Source organism: Raineyella sp. LH-20 (genome assembly GCF_033110965.1).
Lineage (GTDB): Bacteria > Actinomycetota > Actinomycetes > Propionibacteriales > Propionibacteriaceae > Raineyella.
Window position 1 is genome coordinate 3193324 of the sequence record NZ_CP137003.1, and the last position, 15345, is coordinate 3208668.

General features: G+C 71.7%; 15 protein-coding genes. 1 reads left to right on the forward strand and 14 read right to left on the reverse strand.

Going from position 1 to position 15345, the window contains the following annotated elements; translation table 11 throughout:
- Nucleotide 1: 1 nt before the first annotated feature.
- From hisF to R0146_RS14135, 8 genes are read right to left on the reverse strand one after another with little or no spacing between them, the layout of a single operon-like run.
- Nucleotides 2-769, reverse strand: a complete 768-nt coding sequence (hisF, locus tag R0146_RS14100; protein ID WP_317690488.1) for an imidazole glycerol phosphate synthase subunit HisF — start codon at nt 767-769, stop codon at nt 2-4.
- 10 nt (nt 770-779) lie between these two features.
- Complete coding sequence (locus tag R0146_RS14105; protein ID WP_317690489.1) at nt 780-3644, reverse strand: DEAD/DEAH box helicase; 2865 nt, start codon at nt 3642-3644, stop codon at nt 780-782.
- Nucleotides 3631-4614: a diacylglycerol/lipid kinase family protein gene (locus R0146_RS14110; protein ID WP_317690491.1), complete on the reverse strand. Its 984-nt coding sequence runs from the start codon at nt 4612-4614 to the stop codon at nt 3631-3633. The genes R0146_RS14105 and R0146_RS14110 overlap by 14 nt, the downstream gene beginning before the upstream one ends.
- On the reverse strand, nt 4607-5575 hold the full coding sequence (gene tatC / locus R0146_RS14115; RefSeq protein ID WP_317690492.1) for a twin-arginine translocase subunit TatC: 969 nt from the start codon (nt 5573-5575) through the stop codon (nt 4607-4609). The genes R0146_RS14110 and tatC overlap by 8 nt, the downstream gene beginning before the upstream one ends.
- A 5-nt stretch (nt 5576-5580) precedes the next feature.
- Complete coding sequence (gene tatA / locus R0146_RS14120) at nt 5581-5853, reverse strand: twin-arginine translocase TatA/TatE family subunit (RefSeq protein WP_317690493.1); 273 nt, start codon at nt 5851-5853, stop codon at nt 5581-5583.
- Nucleotides 5854-5870: 17 nt separating this feature from the next.
- The gene (locus tag R0146_RS14125) at nt 5871-6176 is read right to left on the reverse strand and encodes a hypothetical protein (RefSeq protein WP_317690494.1); all 306 of its coding nucleotides are present in this window, start codon (nt 6174-6176) and stop codon (nt 5871-5873) included.
- A gap of 10 nt (nt 6177-6186) precedes the next feature.
- Entirely contained in the window at nt 6187-7248 is a 1062-nt protein-coding gene (locus R0146_RS14130) for a helix-turn-helix transcriptional regulator (RefSeq protein ID WP_317690495.1), read from the reverse strand.
- Nucleotides 7232-8209 carry a helix-turn-helix transcriptional regulator gene (locus R0146_RS14135; RefSeq protein WP_317690496.1) on the reverse strand — a complete coding sequence of 326 codons (978 nt, stop codon included), beginning with the start codon at nt 8207-8209 and terminating at the stop codon, nt 7232-7234. Before R0146_RS14135 ends, R0146_RS14130 begins: the two co-directional genes overlap by 17 nt.
- A 77-nt stretch (nt 8210-8286) precedes the next feature.
- On the opposite strand from R0146_RS14135, the gene gluQRS reads away from it, so the two are divergent.
- On the forward strand, nt 8287-9240 hold the full coding sequence (gluQRS, locus tag R0146_RS14140) for a tRNA glutamyl-Q(34) synthetase GluQRS (protein ID WP_317690497.1): 954 nt from the start codon (nt 8287-8289) through the stop codon (nt 9238-9240).
- Between the two features lie 14 nt (nt 9241-9254).
- On the opposite strand, the gene R0146_RS14145 is transcribed toward gluQRS, so the two are convergent.
- The 6 genes from R0146_RS14145 to R0146_RS14170 form a co-directional block, all read right to left on the reverse strand.
- The gene (locus tag R0146_RS14145; RefSeq protein ID WP_317692419.1) at nt 9255-10265 is read right to left on the reverse strand and encodes an FKBP-type peptidyl-prolyl cis-trans isomerase; all 1011 of its coding nucleotides are present in this window, start codon (nt 10263-10265) and stop codon (nt 9255-9257) included.
- A gap of 30 nt (nt 10266-10295) precedes the next feature.
- On the reverse strand, nt 10296-11732 hold the full coding sequence (gene pafA, locus R0146_RS14150) for a Pup--protein ligase (RefSeq protein ID WP_317690498.1): 1437 nt from the start codon (nt 11730-11732) through the stop codon (nt 10296-10298).
- Between the two features lie 13 nt (nt 11733-11745).
- Complete coding sequence (locus tag R0146_RS14155) at nt 11746-12501, reverse strand: pseudouridine synthase (RefSeq protein ID WP_317690499.1); 756 nt, start codon at nt 12499-12501, stop codon at nt 11746-11748.
- A gap of 158 nt (nt 12502-12659) precedes the next feature.
- Nucleotides 12660-13535: a ParA family protein gene (locus R0146_RS14160; protein ID WP_411567209.1), complete on the reverse strand. Its 876-nt coding sequence runs from the start codon at nt 13533-13535 to the stop codon at nt 12660-12662.
- 107 nt (nt 13536-13642) lie between these two features.
- Nucleotides 13643-14614, reverse strand: coding sequence for a site-specific tyrosine recombinase XerD (locus tag R0146_RS14165; protein WP_317690501.1), 972 nt, complete (start codon nt 14612-14614; stop codon nt 13643-13645).
- A gap of 81 nt (nt 14615-14695) precedes the next feature.
- Nucleotides 14696-15328, reverse strand: coding sequence for an NUDIX domain-containing protein (locus tag R0146_RS14170; RefSeq protein WP_317692420.1), 633 nt, complete (start codon nt 15326-15328; stop codon nt 14696-14698).
- Nucleotides 15329-15345: the final 17 nt, after the last annotated feature.

Here is a 15345-nt window from a genome sequence, read left to right on the forward strand (position 1 = left end):
CTCACGCCCTCCTGACGGTGTGGCCCGCCGCGGCGAGCGCGTCCTTGACCTCACCGACGGTGAGTGTCCCGAAGTGGAACACGCTCGCCGCGAGGACGGCGTCCGCCCCCGCATCGGCGGCTTCCACGAAGTGCTGCACGGTGCCGGCGCCGCCCGAGGCGATCAACGGGACGTCGATCACCCGCCGGACGTCCGCAAGCATCTGCAGGTCGAAACCGGAGGTGGTGCCGTCCGCGTCCATCGAGTTGAGCAGGATCTCCCCCGCCCCCAGCTCCACCCCGCGGCAAGCCCACTCCAGCGCATCGAGGCCGGCTGAGGTGGTGCCGCCGTGGGTGGTGACGCCGTACCCGGACGGCATCCCCGGCTCGCGACGGGCGTCCACCGACAGCACCAGCACCTGGTTGCCGAAGCGCTCGGTGATCTCGCGGATCACCTCGGGGCGCCGGATGGCCGCGGTGTTGATCGACACTTTGTCGGCACCGGTCCGCAGCAGCGCGTCGACATCGTCGGGTGAGGAGACGCCACCGCCGACCGTCAGCGGGATGAACACCGTCTCGGCGGTCCGTCGGACGACGTCGCGGGTGGTCTCCCGGCCCTCACGGGAAGCGGAGATGTCGAGGAAGGTCACCTCGTCGGCCCCCTCCCGCCCGTACAGGGCGGCGAGCTCGACCGGGTCACCGGCGTCGCGCAGGTTGCGGAAATTGACCCCCTTGACGACGCGTCCGTCGTGCACATCCAGGCACGGGATGACGCGGATGGCAACACTCATGGGGGTCAGCCTAGTCGTCCTCGCCCTCCTCCTCGGGGGCCGAGACCGCCGCCGCGACGACGCCGCGCTGCATCCGGCGCCGCACCTCGTGGCAGGTCTCCCGCAGGTCCCCCGGGCCGGCGCCGGTGGCGACCTGGTCGGCCAGGTCGACGACCAGCCGGGCCCAGCGGACGAAGTCGCCGGCGCTCATCTCCTCCCGCTCCAGCACCGCGGCCAGCGGCTCCCCGGCGCACCAGTCGAACGCCGCCCGGGCGAACCCCGGCGGGAGCTCCAGATTCGCCTCGAGCCGGGCGTCGCGCTCGACCAGGGCGATCCGACGGGCGATCCGCCCGGCGTGCTCGAAGGCCTCGTGGCTGGGCAGGTCGGGCAGCCGCTGGGAGCGGTGCTCGTCCCCCTTACGGGGCTGGTAGGTGAAGACCGACAGCACCGCCGCGAGCTGCGGGGCGGACAGCCCGTCGAACACACCGTCGCGGATGCACTCGGCGACCACCAGGTCGGCCTCGGAGTAGATCTGGGCGAGCGTACGGCCCTCGGCGGTCACCTCCAGGTCATCCGAGCCGACGGAGCGTACGTAGCCCAGGGAGCCGAGGACGGTGCAGATCTTGTCGAACCGGTCGGCGATCGATCGGGTGCGCCGCGCCACCTGGTGCTCCAGCGCACGGGCGTCCCGCTCGGCCCGCAGCGCCTTCTCCGCCCACCGGGCATGGGTCTCCCGGTCGGGACAGGCGTGGCACGGATGGTCGGCGAGCTCCTCACGGAGGGCAGCGATCCGGGACCGTTCCTTCTCGTTCAGCGATCCCGCGGCCCGCACCGGCCGCGGCGCGGTGTCCAGTTCGTCCAGCCGCTGGCGCAGCGCCGCGCCGAGACTGTGTCGGTGGGAGGGGTCCCGCGACTGGAAGTGCTTGGGGATCCGCACCGTGCCGGCCACCTGTGGCGGCGCGGGGAAGTCGGTCAGTGACAGTCGGCGCACCTGCCGGTCCGGCGTCATCACCGTCGGGCGCGGGCCCTGCTGCGGGTCCAGGTGGGCGTTGTCGAGCACGACCACCCAGCCCTGGCTGCGGCCGCTCGGCACCCGGACGATGTCGCCGGGGCGCAGGCCGGCCACCCGGTGCTCGGTCTCCTCACGACGCTGCATCTTGTCCTGTTTGACCGCCGCGGTCTCGATCCGGTGGATCTCGTCGCGCAGCCGCGCGTACGTCATGAAGTCGCCGAGCTCGCACGCCGCCTGGCCGGCCAGGTCGTCGTAGTCCCCGCTGCTGCGGGCCAGCTTGCGGGCCAGGCCGACCACCGACCGGTCGGTCTGGAACTGGGCGAAGGACAGCTCGAGGACCGTACGCACCTGGCTGCGCGGCATCCGGTTGAGCATGTTGACGGCCATGTTGTACGTCGGCCGGAACGCGGAACGCAGCGGGTAGGTCCGCCTGCTCGCCAGGCCGGCCACCGCCCGCGGGTCCATCCCGGGCTGCCACACCACCACGGCGTGGCCCTCGACGTCGATGCCGCGCCGGCCGGCCCGGCCGGTGAGCTGGGTGTACTCCCCCGGGGTGATCTCGACGTGGGCCTCACCGTTGTACTTGACCAGCTTCTCGATCAGCACCGAGCGGGCGGGCATGTTGATGCCGAGGGCGAGCGTCTCGGTGGCGAAGACCACCTTGATCAGCCCCTGCTCGAAACACTCCTCGACGCACTCCTTGAGGGCCGGCAGGACGCCCGCGTGGTGGGCGGCGACGCCCCGCAGCAGGCCGTCCAGGAACAGCTCGTAGCCCAGCGCCTGCAGGTCTTCGGGGCTGAATCCCTCGACGTGGCGCTGGGCGATGGCGAGGATCGCCGCCTCCTCGTCGGGGCGGGTGAGGTGGACGTGGGCGGACTGCAGTTGGCGCACTGCGGCGTCGCAGCCCTGCCGGGAGAAGATGAAGACGATCGCCGGCAGCAGGTCGGCCCGGTCGAGGACCCGGACCACCTCGGCCCGGTGGGCCGGTCGGTAGCGGGACCGCTCCTGGTGCTCGCGCGCCGCCCCGCCGCCGTAGCGGGTCGCCCCGGCCGAGGACCGCTTGCCCTTGCCGGACCGTCCGCGGGGGCGGCGCGAATCGTCGCGGACCACCCGGGACTCCTCCCTGGCGATCCGCACCAGCGCCGGGTTCACGTCGTACGTCGTCGCCTGGTCGGCCAGGTCGGCGGTCGGTGCCAGGTCGGCGAAGAGGTCCATCAACCTGTTGCCGACCAGGACGTGCTGGTAGAGCGGCACCGGGCGTCGCTCGGAGACGACCACCTCCATCTCGCCCCGGACCTCGGCCAGCCAGTTACCGAACTCCTCGGCGTTGGAGACCGTCGCGGACAGGCAGACCAGCTGGACGGAGTCCGGCAGGCCGATGATGATCTCCTCCCACACCGGGCCGCGGAATCGGTCGGCGAGGTAGTGCACCTCGTCCATCACGACGAACCCGAGGCCGCGCAGGGTCGACGAGCCGGCGTACATCATGTTGCGGAGCACCTCGGTGGTCATCACCACCACTGGTGCGTCCCCGTTGATCGAGGAGTCGCCGGTGAGCAGGCCGACCTTCTCGGCGCCGTACCGGTCGACCAGGTCGTTGTACTTCTGGTTGGACAGCGCCTTCAGCGGGGTGGTGTAGAACGCCTTGCGTCCCTGGGCCAGCGCGAGGTGGACGGCGAACTCGCCGACGATCGTCTTGCCGGCACCGGTCGGGGCGGCGACGAGCACCCCGGAGCCGCCCTCGACCGCCTGGCAGGCCTCGACCTGGTAGTGGTCGAAGTCGAAGCTGTAGTCACGGGAGAAGTCCCGCAGCTCCGGAAAGGCCTGCTGGTGCCGGAAACGCGCGAACGCCTCGGCCGGGGAGAGGTCCTCAGCTTCTGCCATGCCCCGAAGATAGCGCGCGGGGGGCGGGGGTGAAGATGGTCAGCGCGTCGGGCTCGGCGGTGACGGTCAGCGGCACCGGGCCCAGTTCGTCGCCGTCGGCCATGCCGTAGAGGCCGTCGCCGTCGATGACCACCTCGCGGGCCCGTAGCTGCTCCACCGCGGGATCGCGGACGAAGGCGCCGGTGAACAGCGCCGGCAGCAGCCGGATGAATGTGCCGCGGCTGACCGGGTGGACGATCGTCAGGTCGAGCATGCCGTCGGAGACGTCCGCATCGGGACAGATCGCCATCCCGCCACCGACGTAGCCGGCGTTGCCGACGGCGACCAGGATGGCCGGGATGTCACGGCGTTCCCCGTCGATCACCAGTCGGTACGGCAGCGGCTCGAACTGGGCGAGCTGGACGGTGGCCGACCAGGCGTAGCGCAGCCGCCCCCGCGGGAAGGTCGTCCGGTTGGCCCGCAGGTTGACCAGGGCGTCGAAGCCGCTCGAGACGACGGAGAGGACCCGCTCGGTGCCGTGATCCGCCAGGCCGTGGTCGACGAGGTCGCCGGTCACCCGGGCGAGGTCGATCCGCCGGGTGGCGCCCCGGACGACGAGTCGGGCGGCCGCCACCGGGTTGGCCGGCGGCAGGCCGAGGCCGCGACAGGAGTCGTTGCCGGTGCCGGCGGGGATCAGGCCCAGGGGCACCGCACTGCCGGCGCAGGCGTTGGCCCCCAGGTGCATCATCCCGTCGCCGCCCATCACCAGCAGCGCGTCGGCCCGCCGGTCGTCCTCCGCCGGCCGCGCGTCGGCGACGGCGCGGCGACAGTGCGCGGCGGCCTCCGGGAAGCTCGCAGCGAGGTGGACCCGTACGTCGACGCCCGGCAGGGAGGTCACCAGTTCGGTGACCACCCTGGGGAGCAGTGTGCGAGCGCGCCCGAGCCCGGCACTGGGGTTGACCACCAGTGTCAGGACGGCTGCGTCAGTCACTGACCGCCCCGGCCCGGGATGCCAGGTCGGCAGCCTCCTCAGCCGCGAGCCGGACCCGCCGACGCCGGTCGTTGACACGACAGATGACCTCGGCGATCACGTAGAGCACTGTCATCGGGACCGCCAACGCCAGCATGGAGATCGGGTCGGTCGACGGTGAGGCGACGGCGGCGAAGATGAAGATCCCGACGATGGCGTACGACCGTACGGCGCCGAGCTGGGCACCGGTCACCACCCCGGCGAGATCCAGCGCCACGATCACCACGGGGAGCAGGAAGGCCACGCCGAAGACGAGCATGATCTGGATCATGAAGGTCAGGAACGGCACCATCTCGACCATGTTCGCGACCGGCGAGTTCTGCGGTGTGAAGCTCAACAACACCACCAGGCCCTTGGGCAGCACCCAGTAGCCCAGTGCCACGCCGGCCAGGAACAGCGGCACCCCGGCCCCGATGAACGCCAGCGCCCAGCGCCGCTCCTTGACCAGCAGACCGGGAGCGATGAAGGCCCAGATCTGGTACAGCCAGATGGGGCTGGTGAGGACGGTGCCGGCGATGGCGACGATCTTGATCGCCAGGGTCATCGGCGCGGCAACACCCGCGTTGACGACCATCACCTGCTGGTCGGGACGGCTCTGGTTGATCTGCTCCAGAGCCCGCTGGTACGGCTGGAGCAGCAACTCGTACAGGTCGTTGTAGAAGAAGGCGGTGAGCGCCATCCCGATGAGGACGACGATGACGATCACGATCACCCGGTAGCGCAGCTCCCGGAAGTGGTCGAACAGCGTCATCCGGCCGTCCTCGGAGATCGCCGGTGGTCGGAGCCAGGCGAGTCGCCGCTTCTTCGGTGCGACCGACGGCGGAGCCGATCCGTCCGGTCCGACAGCCGTCTCCGGCTCCGCCCCGTCGGGTCCGACAGCGTCGACCGAGGCGGACCCTGCGGGGTCGAGCGAATCGGCCACGGGACTCAGCGGTCCTTCTTGTGCTCCGGGTCGACGATCTCGGCGTCGTGGACCTCAGCGGTCCCGGACACCTCGTCGGCGGCAGGCTTCACATCGGCGCTGCCGACGGCCTTGGTCTCGCCGCGGACACCCTTGGTCTCTTCCTTGAACTCACGGATGGCACGGCCGGTGCTCTTGCCGAGGCCGGCCAGGCGGGTGCCACCGAACAGCAGCAGCACGATCGCCAGGATGATGAGGAGCTCGGGGCCGCCGAGCCCGGCCAGAGCGAGGGAGTACATAGGAACCTCTGTTTCGTTCAGTGACGGTGGATGACGTGTCGCGGCGCGAATCCCCTGAAGTCGGGATCGAACTCCAGATCCGCCTGACCCGATGGTACGCGTTCCGCAACGTCAACAGGCGCTGCCTCATGCCGGGCACCGGGACCCTCGCTGGCGAGGGGCGTCACCTCGTCGATGAGGCTGAGAATCTCCTCAGCCTGGCGCCCCACCATGTCGACCTCGCTGAGCAGGTCCTGGATCTTGTGCCACATCCAGACCGCGTACGAGGCCAGACCGATGAGTCCGAGGACGGCGACACCGACGACCACGAGGACCCAGATCATGCGGCCGAGCCTACCCGACCCGCGCGCCAGGATCGTCCGTCGGACAAGCCCGTGGACCGCTGGTCCCGGACCTCCCGGAGCCCTCGGCGTCGCGGTAGAGAGCGAGGGCCGCGCGGGCCCGTTCCAACGCCCCTTCCCGAGCTTCGCGGGGGTCCAGCAGGACCACCTCGGCGCCGAACCGCAACAGCAGCCCGGTGAGCCAGCTCGGGTCCAGTACGCCGAGGGCGACGACCAGGTCCCCCTCCGCGAGGGGACGCCCCGCCCGGGTGGCGTCCTCGGCGGTCGCCGGCCGGATCAGCGTGGTCGGGTAGTACTCGACCAGCCAGGCGGCGGGGCTGCCCACCCACAAGGTGATCTGGTCGGCCTGTTCGAGTCGTCGGGTCCAACTCGGCACCCGCTCGACGTCGCCGTGGTCGAGGGCCGCGCGGGCGAGCACTGCCGCGGTGCGGATCCGGTCCATCCGGAACGACCGCCGGTCGGCCCGGTCCAGGTCCCACGCCTCCAGGTAGTGGTAGCCGTCGACCACCCGGGTGGTGAGTCCGTCGACCGTACGCTGCGTGACGCGGCCCTGGGCGTCCACGTACTCGAGGGTCAGGCTGCGCCGCTCCGCCAGAGCCTGCGCCACCGCCTCGCGGACGTCGGGAGCGCCGGAGGCGACGGCGAGGTGGAAGCGGTCGGCCATCGCCGCATGCTCCCCCGCCGCCGCGGCGATCTTCGCCCGGGCGGACTCGATCACGGCGGCGGTCCGGTCGGCCGAGGTCTCGGCGAGCACCCGCAACCCGACCAGCAGGGTGACGGCCTCGTCCGGACTGAACCGGGCCGGCCGGGTCGGCGCATTGTCCACGGAGGGCCGGATCACGCCGTCCTCGAACGCGTCGAAGTCCACGTCGAGGAGATAGAAGCCGAGCTGGCCGGGGATCTCGCACATCGTCAGCAGCCGGACGTCGTCGCGGGCCTGCTCGGTGCTCACCCCGAACTCCCGGGCGACCTCCTCCACCGTCGTCTCCATCTGGCCACGCAGCCAGGTGCTCAGGGCGAGCAGTCGCGGGACCTGCTCAGCGGCGGTGCTCATCATCGTCTCCTTCCGCCAACAGGGCGGTGAGGTGCTCGACCAGCTGCGTACGCAGCGCGGGCGGAGACAGCACCATGACGTCGGTGCCGAGCATCGCCAGCTCACCGACGAAGCCCTGCCGGTAGGCGTACGACACCCGCCAGGCGCGATACCCGGGCGGCGCCGACGTATCGGCGACAGTCAGCGGCCGGTGCAGCGCGGCCTCCCGGCCGACCCGGACGGCGACCACGGCCTCGTCCTCCGTACGCTGTGAGGAGACCTCGCTGGCGAGCTGACGCACCGCCTCCGGATCGGGCTCGGGGAAGGCGAAGTTGGCCTTCCCGGGCTTCACCGTGCCGCGGATCCGGGCCAGTTTGAACCGGCGGGTGGCGTGGCGGTCGAGGTCGGCCCCGACCATGTACCACTGGCCGTGGGCCATCGCCAGGCCCCACGGCTCGACGTGGCGGGTGCCGCGGCCGGTGTAGTCGAAACTGACCCGGCGCCGGTTGGTGATCGCGTCGCGCAGCACCGCCAGTCCCTGGGTGGCGGCCGGCCGGGTGTCGGCGACGTCGCTCGGGGCGAAGAGCGACGCGAGCGCTTCGGTGTCCGGCTCGACGCCGATCGAACGCAGCTTCATCAGGGCACGCTGCGAGGAGGCGGCCATCCCGGCCTCGCGCCAGGTGCGCGCCGCGAGGGCGACCGCGGCAGCCTCCTCCGCAGTGAGATCGACAGGAGCCAGGGCGAAGTCGCCGACCGTGAGGCGGTAGCCCTCGTCCTCCCCGATGCCGCTGGTCTCGATCGGCAGGCCCATCTCCACCCGCAACGCCCGCTTGTCGCGCTCGAACGCCTGGTTGAACGCCGCGTCCGACAGGCCGGCATAACCGTCGACGAGCTGACGGATCCGCGCCTTGGTCAGCGGTTGCGGAGCACCGAGCAGGAGCATCGTCAGCACGACCCGGCGTTCGGCGTTGTTCGGCGCCATCCTCGCTCCCCTGTCCCCCCGGTCTACCCTTCACTGCGAGACTAACAGCCCGCCTGCGACCACCGGAGGAGCTTCCCGTGACCACGCCGACACCGTCCGATCCCGGCGTGACGGGACGCCCATGGCCCGGGGCCGGACGGTTCGCGCCGAGCCCGACCTCGGACCTGCACGTCGGCAACCTGCGTACCGCGCTGCTCGCCTGGCTGTTCGCCCGGCACAGCGGCCGACGGTTCCTGGTGCGGATCGAGGACCTGGACACCGCTCGGGTGGCCCACGACCCCGCGGTGGCCGAGCGCCAGCTGACGGATCTGCACGCCCTGGGTCTGGACTGGGACGGCGAGGTGGTCCGGCAGTCGCAGCGGCTGGAAGCGTACGCCGCAGCGGTCGCCCGGCTGTCCGAGAGCCCCGGCAGCTATCCCTGTTTCTGCAGCCGTCGCGAGATCGCCGAGGCGGTGAGTGCGCCGCACGCCCCGCCCGGCGCCTACCCCGGCACCTGCCGGCGGCTCACCGCCATCGAACAGTCGGAGCGGGCGGCCCGGCGTCCCGCCGCGCTGCGGGTGCGGGGCGGCGACGTCACCGTCGAGGTGGTCGACACGCTCGCCGGACGGTTCGGCGGGCCGGTGGACGACTTCGTCCTGCGGCGCAACGACGGGGCGTACGCCTACAACCTCGCCGTGGTCGTCGACGATCTCGCGCAGGGTGTCGACCAGGTGGTGCGGGGCGACGACCTGCTGTCGTCCGCCCCGCGCCAGGCGTGGCTCACCGAGCAGTTGGGCGGCCGGACACCGACGTACGCGCACGTTCCGCTGGTGGTGAACCGTCACGGCCAGCGGCTGGCCAAGCGCGACGGGGCGGTGACGCTGAGCCGCCTGGCGACCCGTGGGATCGGAGCCGACGCGGTGCGATCCATGCTCGGCGCCTCGCTCGGGCTGGCCGAGGCCGGCGAGCCCGTCACGGCCGCCGAGCTGCTGGCTCGGTTCGATCCGGCGGCCCTTCCCCGTGCGCCCTGGGTGTGGGACCTGGACGCCTGAGTCGCCGGCCCCGGTCAGGACGCCTGCAGGATGTCCACCACGTAGACGAGGGTGGCACCGGCCGGGATGCCCAGCTCCGGAGCACCGTCCGGGTAGGCCTCCGAGGCGGGGGCGACGATCAGGATCCGGCTGCCGACCGTCTGGCCGGCCAGCGCGGTCTGCCAGCCCTTGATCAGGGTGGACAGCTGCCCGGACTGGGGCGCCGCGGGCACCTGCTGACCGTTCACCGTCGTCGGGGCGTACGAGTCGTCGACCTGCTTGGCGCCGTCCCACAGCCAGGCCCGGTAGTTGACCGTGACGGTCGAGTCGGCGGTCACCTTGTCGCCCTTGCCCTTGATCAGCGGCTGGACGAGGAGCTGGCCCGGGGCGGCGCCGGAGGGGATGGAGATCTTCGGATCGTTCACCGGTCCGCTGACCGTGGGCTGGCCGGAGGGCTGGCTCACCGTGTCGCCCTGCGGGCCGCTGAGCGGCACGCTGACGATGTCGACCACGAAGACGAGGGTGTCGCCGGCCTGGATGCCCGCCTGCGGGTTGCCGCCGCTGGAGTCGTAGCCGTCCTTGCCGGGGATGGCGAGCAGCACCCGGGACCCCTGCTTCTTGCCGACCAGGCCCTTGGAGAATCCGGGGATCACGCCGTTGAGCGGGAACGCGGTCGGCTTGCCGTTCGCGTACGACGCGTCGAAGACCTCACCGGTGCGGCCGTTGAGTCCCTGGTAATGGACGGTGACGGTCATGTCGGCGGTCACCTCCGGTCCGGTGCCGTCGCTCAGCACCTTCGACAGGGTGTCGCCGACGGTGAACGGGGTGAACGTGACCGTCGGGGACTCGCCGAACGTGCCACCGACGGAGACGCCGTCCAGGGTGGTCACCTGAGCCGGCTCGGGCGCCGCGGAGGCGGACGCGCTGGGCGAGGCGGTCGGGGAGTTCGCCCCGGACCCCTGCGAACAGCCGGCCAGACCGAGGCCGAGGGCCAGGACGGCGGCGAGCAGAGCCGTGCGGGCAGGGCGGGGGCGGAGGAAGTCCATCACGTCGGGCAGCCTACCGTCCCCTCCGCGTCACCAGGACGGGTCGGTCAGCGACGCGATCAGGGCGTCGACGCGCTCGTCGGTCTCCCGGAACGGGTCGCGCAGGGTCAGCGCGCGGGTCTGGTTGCCGCGGTTGACCCGCAGATGCATCCAGTCGGCGAGGTAGTCGACCTCCGCGGCCCGGGCGGCGTCGATGAAGGCGCCACGCAGCCGCGCCCGGGTGGCGGGAGGCGTGGTCAGCGCCCGCTCGACAGCGGCGTCATCGACGACCCGGCTCACCTCACCATGGGCATCGAGGAGGCGGAACAGGCCGCGTCCCTCGGCGATGTCGTGGTAGGCGACGTCCAGCTGTGCCAGCCGGGGGCTGTCCAGCGCCAGGCCGTGACGATCCGCGTAGCGGGTGATCAACTTGTACTTGATCGCCCAGTCGATGTCCCGTGACAGGGTGTCCAGGTCGCCCGCGTCGACGGCGTCGAGCGTCCTTCGCCACAGCCCGAGGGCCTGCTCCAGCGCCGGTGAGAAGGCACCGAGCCGGTCGCGGTGGTCGAGGACCGCCTGCAGGTAGGCCCGCTGCAGGTCGAGCGCGGTGACCGTCCGCCCGGAGGCGAGGGCGACCGGCGTACGACCGGTCAGGTCGCGGGAGATCTGGCGGATGGCGAGATTGGGGTTGTCGAGGGTCAGATCGGGCAACGCCACCCGCGCCTCGACGAGCCGCAGCACCAGCTCGGTCGCCCCCACCTTGAGCAGCGTGGTGGTCTGTGACATCGACGAGTCACCGACGATGACGTGCAGCCGGCGGTAGAGCTCCGGATCGCCGTGCGGCTCGTCGCGGGTGTTGATCATCGGCCGTGACCGGGTGGTGGCCGAGGAGACGGTGTCCCACATCTGGTCGGCCCGCTGGCTGAGCTGGAACGTCGTCGGGTGGTGCGCCCCCGGCGCGTGGTCGGGGCGCTCGTAGAGCTGGGTCCGGGACAGGTGGCCGGCGCCGGCGATCAGCTGCCGGCTGACCAGGAACGGCAGGATGATCCGGTAGTAGCGGTTGATGTCCACCGCCCGGTCGACGAGGTAGTTCTCGTGACAGCCGTACGAGTTGCCGGCGGAGTCGACGTTGTTCTTGAACAGGAAGATGTCGACCGGGGTGCCGTCGGCGGCGAGCTGGTCGGCGGCCAGCCGGCGCAGGTCCTCGACCAGCCGGTTGCCGACCGCGTCGTGGGCGACCAGGTCGTACAGGTCGTCGCACTCGGCGGTCGCGTACTCGGGGTGCGACCCGACGTCGAGGTAGATCCGCGCCCCGTTCCCGAGGAACACGTTGCTGGACCTGCCCCAGGCGATCATCCCGCGGAACATCTGCCGGGCGACCTCCTCCGGCCCGACCCGTCGGGAACCGCGGGGCCGGCTGGTCAGCCCGTACTCCGTCTCCAGCCCGTAGATCCGCCGGGTCCGCGCCTCGCCGGGCGTCGGTGTCATCTCCGGGCCCTCGTCACATCCCGACCAGGTCGAGCAGCTTGCCCAGTTCCTCGCGGGTCAGGTCACGCATCTCACCGGGCTGCAGCCGGCCGAGTCGCACCGGCCCGATCGCGATCCGGGTGAGCTTCAGCACCGGGTGGCCGAAGGCCTCCATCATCCGCCGGACCACCCGGTTGCGGCCCTCGTGCAGAGTGATCTGCAGCAGGGTCGCGTCCGGCTGGGTCTGCATCAGCTTGACCTTGTCGGGGCGCACCGGTCCGTCCTCGAGGGTGATGCCCCGCTGGATCCGCTTCAACGTGTGCGCCGAGACCTGGCCGAGCACCTGGGCGACGTACGTCTTCGGTACCTCGTACGAGGGGTGGGCCAGCCGGTGGGCGAACTCCCCGTCGTTGGTGAGGATGATCAGGCCCTCGGTCTCGGTGTCGAGCCGTCCGACATGGAAGAGGCGTACGTTGCGCCGGTCGATGTAGTCGCTGAGGGTCTCGCGGCCCTCCGGGTCGTCCATCGTCGAGACGACACCGCGCGGCTTGTTGAGCACGGTGTAGACGTGGCGGCGGGCGGTCGGGATGCGGGACCCGTCGACGCGGATCTCGTCCTTCTCCGGGTCGACGCGTCGGCCCTGTTCGGTGACCAGCTCGCCGTTCACCTCGACCCGGCCGTCGGCGATCAACTGTTCGCTGGCTCGGCGGGACGCGATGCCGGCCTGGGCGAGGACCTTCTGGAGACGGATGCCGCCCTGCTCGTCGTCGGTGTCGTCGGTGTCGGTCATCGCTCTCCTCGGATGGGGGTTCGGGCTCGGTCGCGGCCGGCCGGTGTGCCGGCGGTGCCGTGGTGCCGTACGGACACGGGTGGGCGCCGTTCGGCGGAGATTCGGGGACGATCAGCAGCGGTGGGCGGTCGGGTGGCGGACAGGCCGGCGATCACCGCTCAGGACCCGAGGCGGGCCAGCACCTCCCGGGCGAGGGACCGATAGGCCTCGGCGCCGGGCGAGCTGGACGCGTACGTCGTGATCGGCTCCCCCGCCACGGTGGTCTCGGGGAACTTGACCGTACGGCGGATGACGGTGTGGAAGACCTCGTCACCGAAGGCGTCGACGACGGTCTGCAGCACCTCGCGGGCGTGCAGCGTACGGCCGTCGTACATCGTGCCGAGCAGACCGAGCACGGTCAGCCGCGGGTTGAGCCGGTCCTGGATCTTGGCGATGGTGTCGGTCAGCAGCGCCACACCGCGCAGCGCGAAGAACTCGCACTCCAGCGGGATCACCACGGTGTCGGCGGCGGTGAGCGCGTTGACGGTGAGCAGGCCCAGCGAGGGGGCGCAGTCGATCAGGATCACGTCGTACTCGGCGCGCAGCGGCTCGAGCACCCGGGACAGGGTCAGCTCGCGGGCCACCTCGGCGACCAGCTGGATCTCGGCGGCCGACAGGTCGATGTTGCTGGGGAGGATGTCCATCCCCTCCACCGGCGACTCGGCGATGACGTCCTCGGACGTCACCCCGGAGCCGAGCAGGAGGTTGTAGACGCTCAGTTCGAGGGTGTGCGGATTGATCCCCAGGCCGACCGACAGCGACCCCTGCGGGTCGAGGTCGACCAGCAGGACCTTGCGGCCGGTCTCCACCAGCGCGGCGCCCAGATTGATGGTCGTCGTGGTCTTGCCGACGCCGCCCTTCTGATTGCACATCGCGATGATGGTGGCATGCTTCGGGCCGTCGCCGGGCAGGGTCGGGATCGGCAGGTCGGGCCACGGCCGACCGGTCGGCCCGTTGCCGGATTCGTCGGTGTCGAGCGCGTCGACGTCGAACAGTGCGGTGTCCTCATCGCGCGTCTCACCGAACCGGTCCACGGAACCCCCTCGAGCTGTCTGGGTCAACAGTACCTACCCTTATCGGGCACTGGGGGGAAAGTCTAGCGTCACCGCGCACGGGGATGGGATTCCGCGTACACCTCGCGCAGGTGATCGACCGTCACCAGGGTGTAGATCTGGGTCGTCGTCACCGACGCATGCCCCAGCAGCTCCTGCACCACCCGGACGTCCGCACCGCCGTCGAGCAGGTGCGTGGCGTACGAATGACGCAACGTGTGCGGAGAGATCTCCACCTCCAGCCCGGCGCCGTCCGCGGCCCGGCGGATCACCTCCCAGGCACTCTGCCGCGACAGCCGGGTGCCCCGACTGTTCAGCAGCAGCGCGGGATCGCCGCCGCCACGGGACGCCATCGCAGGTCGGCCGCGGACCAGCCAGGCCTCGACGGCGCGGGCGGCGTACGACCCGAACGGCACCAGCCGCTCCTTGGAGCCCTTGCCGAACAGCCGCAGCGCGGCGGGCCCGTCGGCGAGCGCCCGGAGCACCGCGGTGAGGTCGTCCACGTCGAGTCGGACGACCTCGGAGACCCGCGCGCCTGTGCCGTACAGCAGTTCCAGCAGGGCGGCATCCCGTAGTCCCACCGGCGTGTCGCGGTCCGGCGCGGCGAGCAGGGCCTCGACCTGGGCGACGGTCAGCGCCTTCGGCAGGTGTCGGCCGGTCGACGGCGGGTGGACGTCGGCGGCCGGGTCGGCACCGATCAGCCCTTCCCGGGCGGCGAAGCGGTGGAAGGAGCGTACGGCGACGACCGCCCGGGCCACCGAGGATGCAGCCAGCGGCGGGTGGCCCGGGTCCCCCGCCGACAGTTGCGCCGGAAAGCCACCGACGACGGCCTCGGTGATCGCCGCGGGATCGGTGATGCCCCGCCCCGCCAGGTAGCCGCGGTAGCGGTCCAGGTCGCGACGGTAGTTGCTCAGTGTGTTGCCGGACAGACCGCGCTCGACACCGAGGTGGGCCAGGAACGTCGCCACCAGGTCACCGATCCGGTCGTGCCGGCCGGCGCCACCGTCCGCGTCCTGCTCCATGCCGCTCATCGGGCCCGGCCCGGGGTCCGCCGGGGTCGGTCGGCCCGGACCCCGCTCGTCGTCACGTGGTGGTCCCGGGGCTCAGGCGAACGGGGCTCGGGCGAGGAACTCGGTGCGCAGCCCGCGGGCCGGCCAGGGTGCGTCGGCGGCACGCAGCCGGTCCCAGCCGCCGGGCCGTGCCGCGGCGGCAGCCATCACTCCGGCGACGAGCACCGGATTCTGCAGCCGACCGGCGAGGACCGCCTCGACGACGTCGCCGAGGTCGGCCCGGACGATGTCCATCTGGGCCTCCTCGCCGTCCGCCACGAAACCGTCCGGGCGGGACTCGCTGTGCAGACCCCGGGCGAGATAGATCCGGATGCTCTCCTGGCTGGCGCCCGGGGAGGTGAACATGTCGACGAGCACCCGCCAGTCGTCGGCCCGCAGGCCGACCTCCTCGGCGAGCTCGCGCTGCGCGGCGGCGACGTAGTCCTCCCCGTCGACGTCGAGCAGGCCGGCCGGCGGTTCGACCAGCCGCAGCGCGGCGGGGTGGCGGTACTGCCGGACCAGGACCACCCGGTCCTCGTCGTCCAGCGCGATCACGCCGACCGCACCGGGGTGGCGGATCCACTCGCGGCGCAGTTCGGCCCCGGTCGGGTCGACCACCTGGTCTCGGACCAGGTCGAAGATCGCGCCCTCCCCGACCAGCCGTCGGGAACGGACCGGCCAGGCCATCGCGACGTCGCCCAGTT

Coding starts and splice junctions, on each gene's coding strand:
- tatA (WP_317690493.1), bottom strand. CDS start 5,853: ATGTACTCCCTCGCTCTGGCCGGGCTCGGCGGCCCCGAGCTCCTCATC.
- R0146_RS14105 (WP_317690489.1), bottom strand. CDS start 3,644: ATGGCAGAAGCTGAGGACCTCTCCCCGGCCGAGGCGTTCGCGCGTTTC.
- R0146_RS14130 (WP_317690495.1), bottom strand. CDS start 7,248: ATGAGCACCGCCGCTGAGCAGGTCCCGCGACTGCTCGCCCTGAGCACC.
- hisF (WP_317690488.1), bottom strand. CDS start 769: ATGAGTGTTGCCATCCGCGTCATCCCGTGCCTGGATGTGCACGACGGA.
- R0146_RS14165 (WP_317690501.1), bottom strand. CDS start 14,614: ATGGAGCAGGACGCGGACGGTGGCGCCGGCCGGCACGACCGGATCGGT.
- pafA (WP_317690498.1), bottom strand. CDS start 11,732: ATGACACCGACGCCCGGCGAGGCGCGGACCCGGCGGATCTACGGGCTG.
- R0146_RS14155 (WP_317690499.1), bottom strand. CDS start 12,501: ATGACCGACACCGACGACACCGACGACGAGCAGGGCGGCATCCGTCTC.
- R0146_RS14135 (WP_317690496.1), bottom strand. CDS start 8,209: ATGGCGCCGAACAACGCCGAACGCCGGGTCGTGCTGACGATGCTCCTG.
- R0146_RS14170 (WP_317692420.1), bottom strand. CDS start 15,328: ATGGCCTGGCCGGTCCGTTCCCGACGGCTGGTCGGGGAGGGCGCGATC.
- R0146_RS14145 (WP_317692419.1), bottom strand. CDS start 10,265: ATGGACTTCCTCCGCCCCCGCCCTGCCCGCACGGCTCTGCTCGCCGCC.
- R0146_RS14125 (WP_317690494.1), bottom strand. CDS start 6,176: ATGATCTGGGTCCTCGTGGTCGTCGGTGTCGCCGTCCTCGGACTCATC.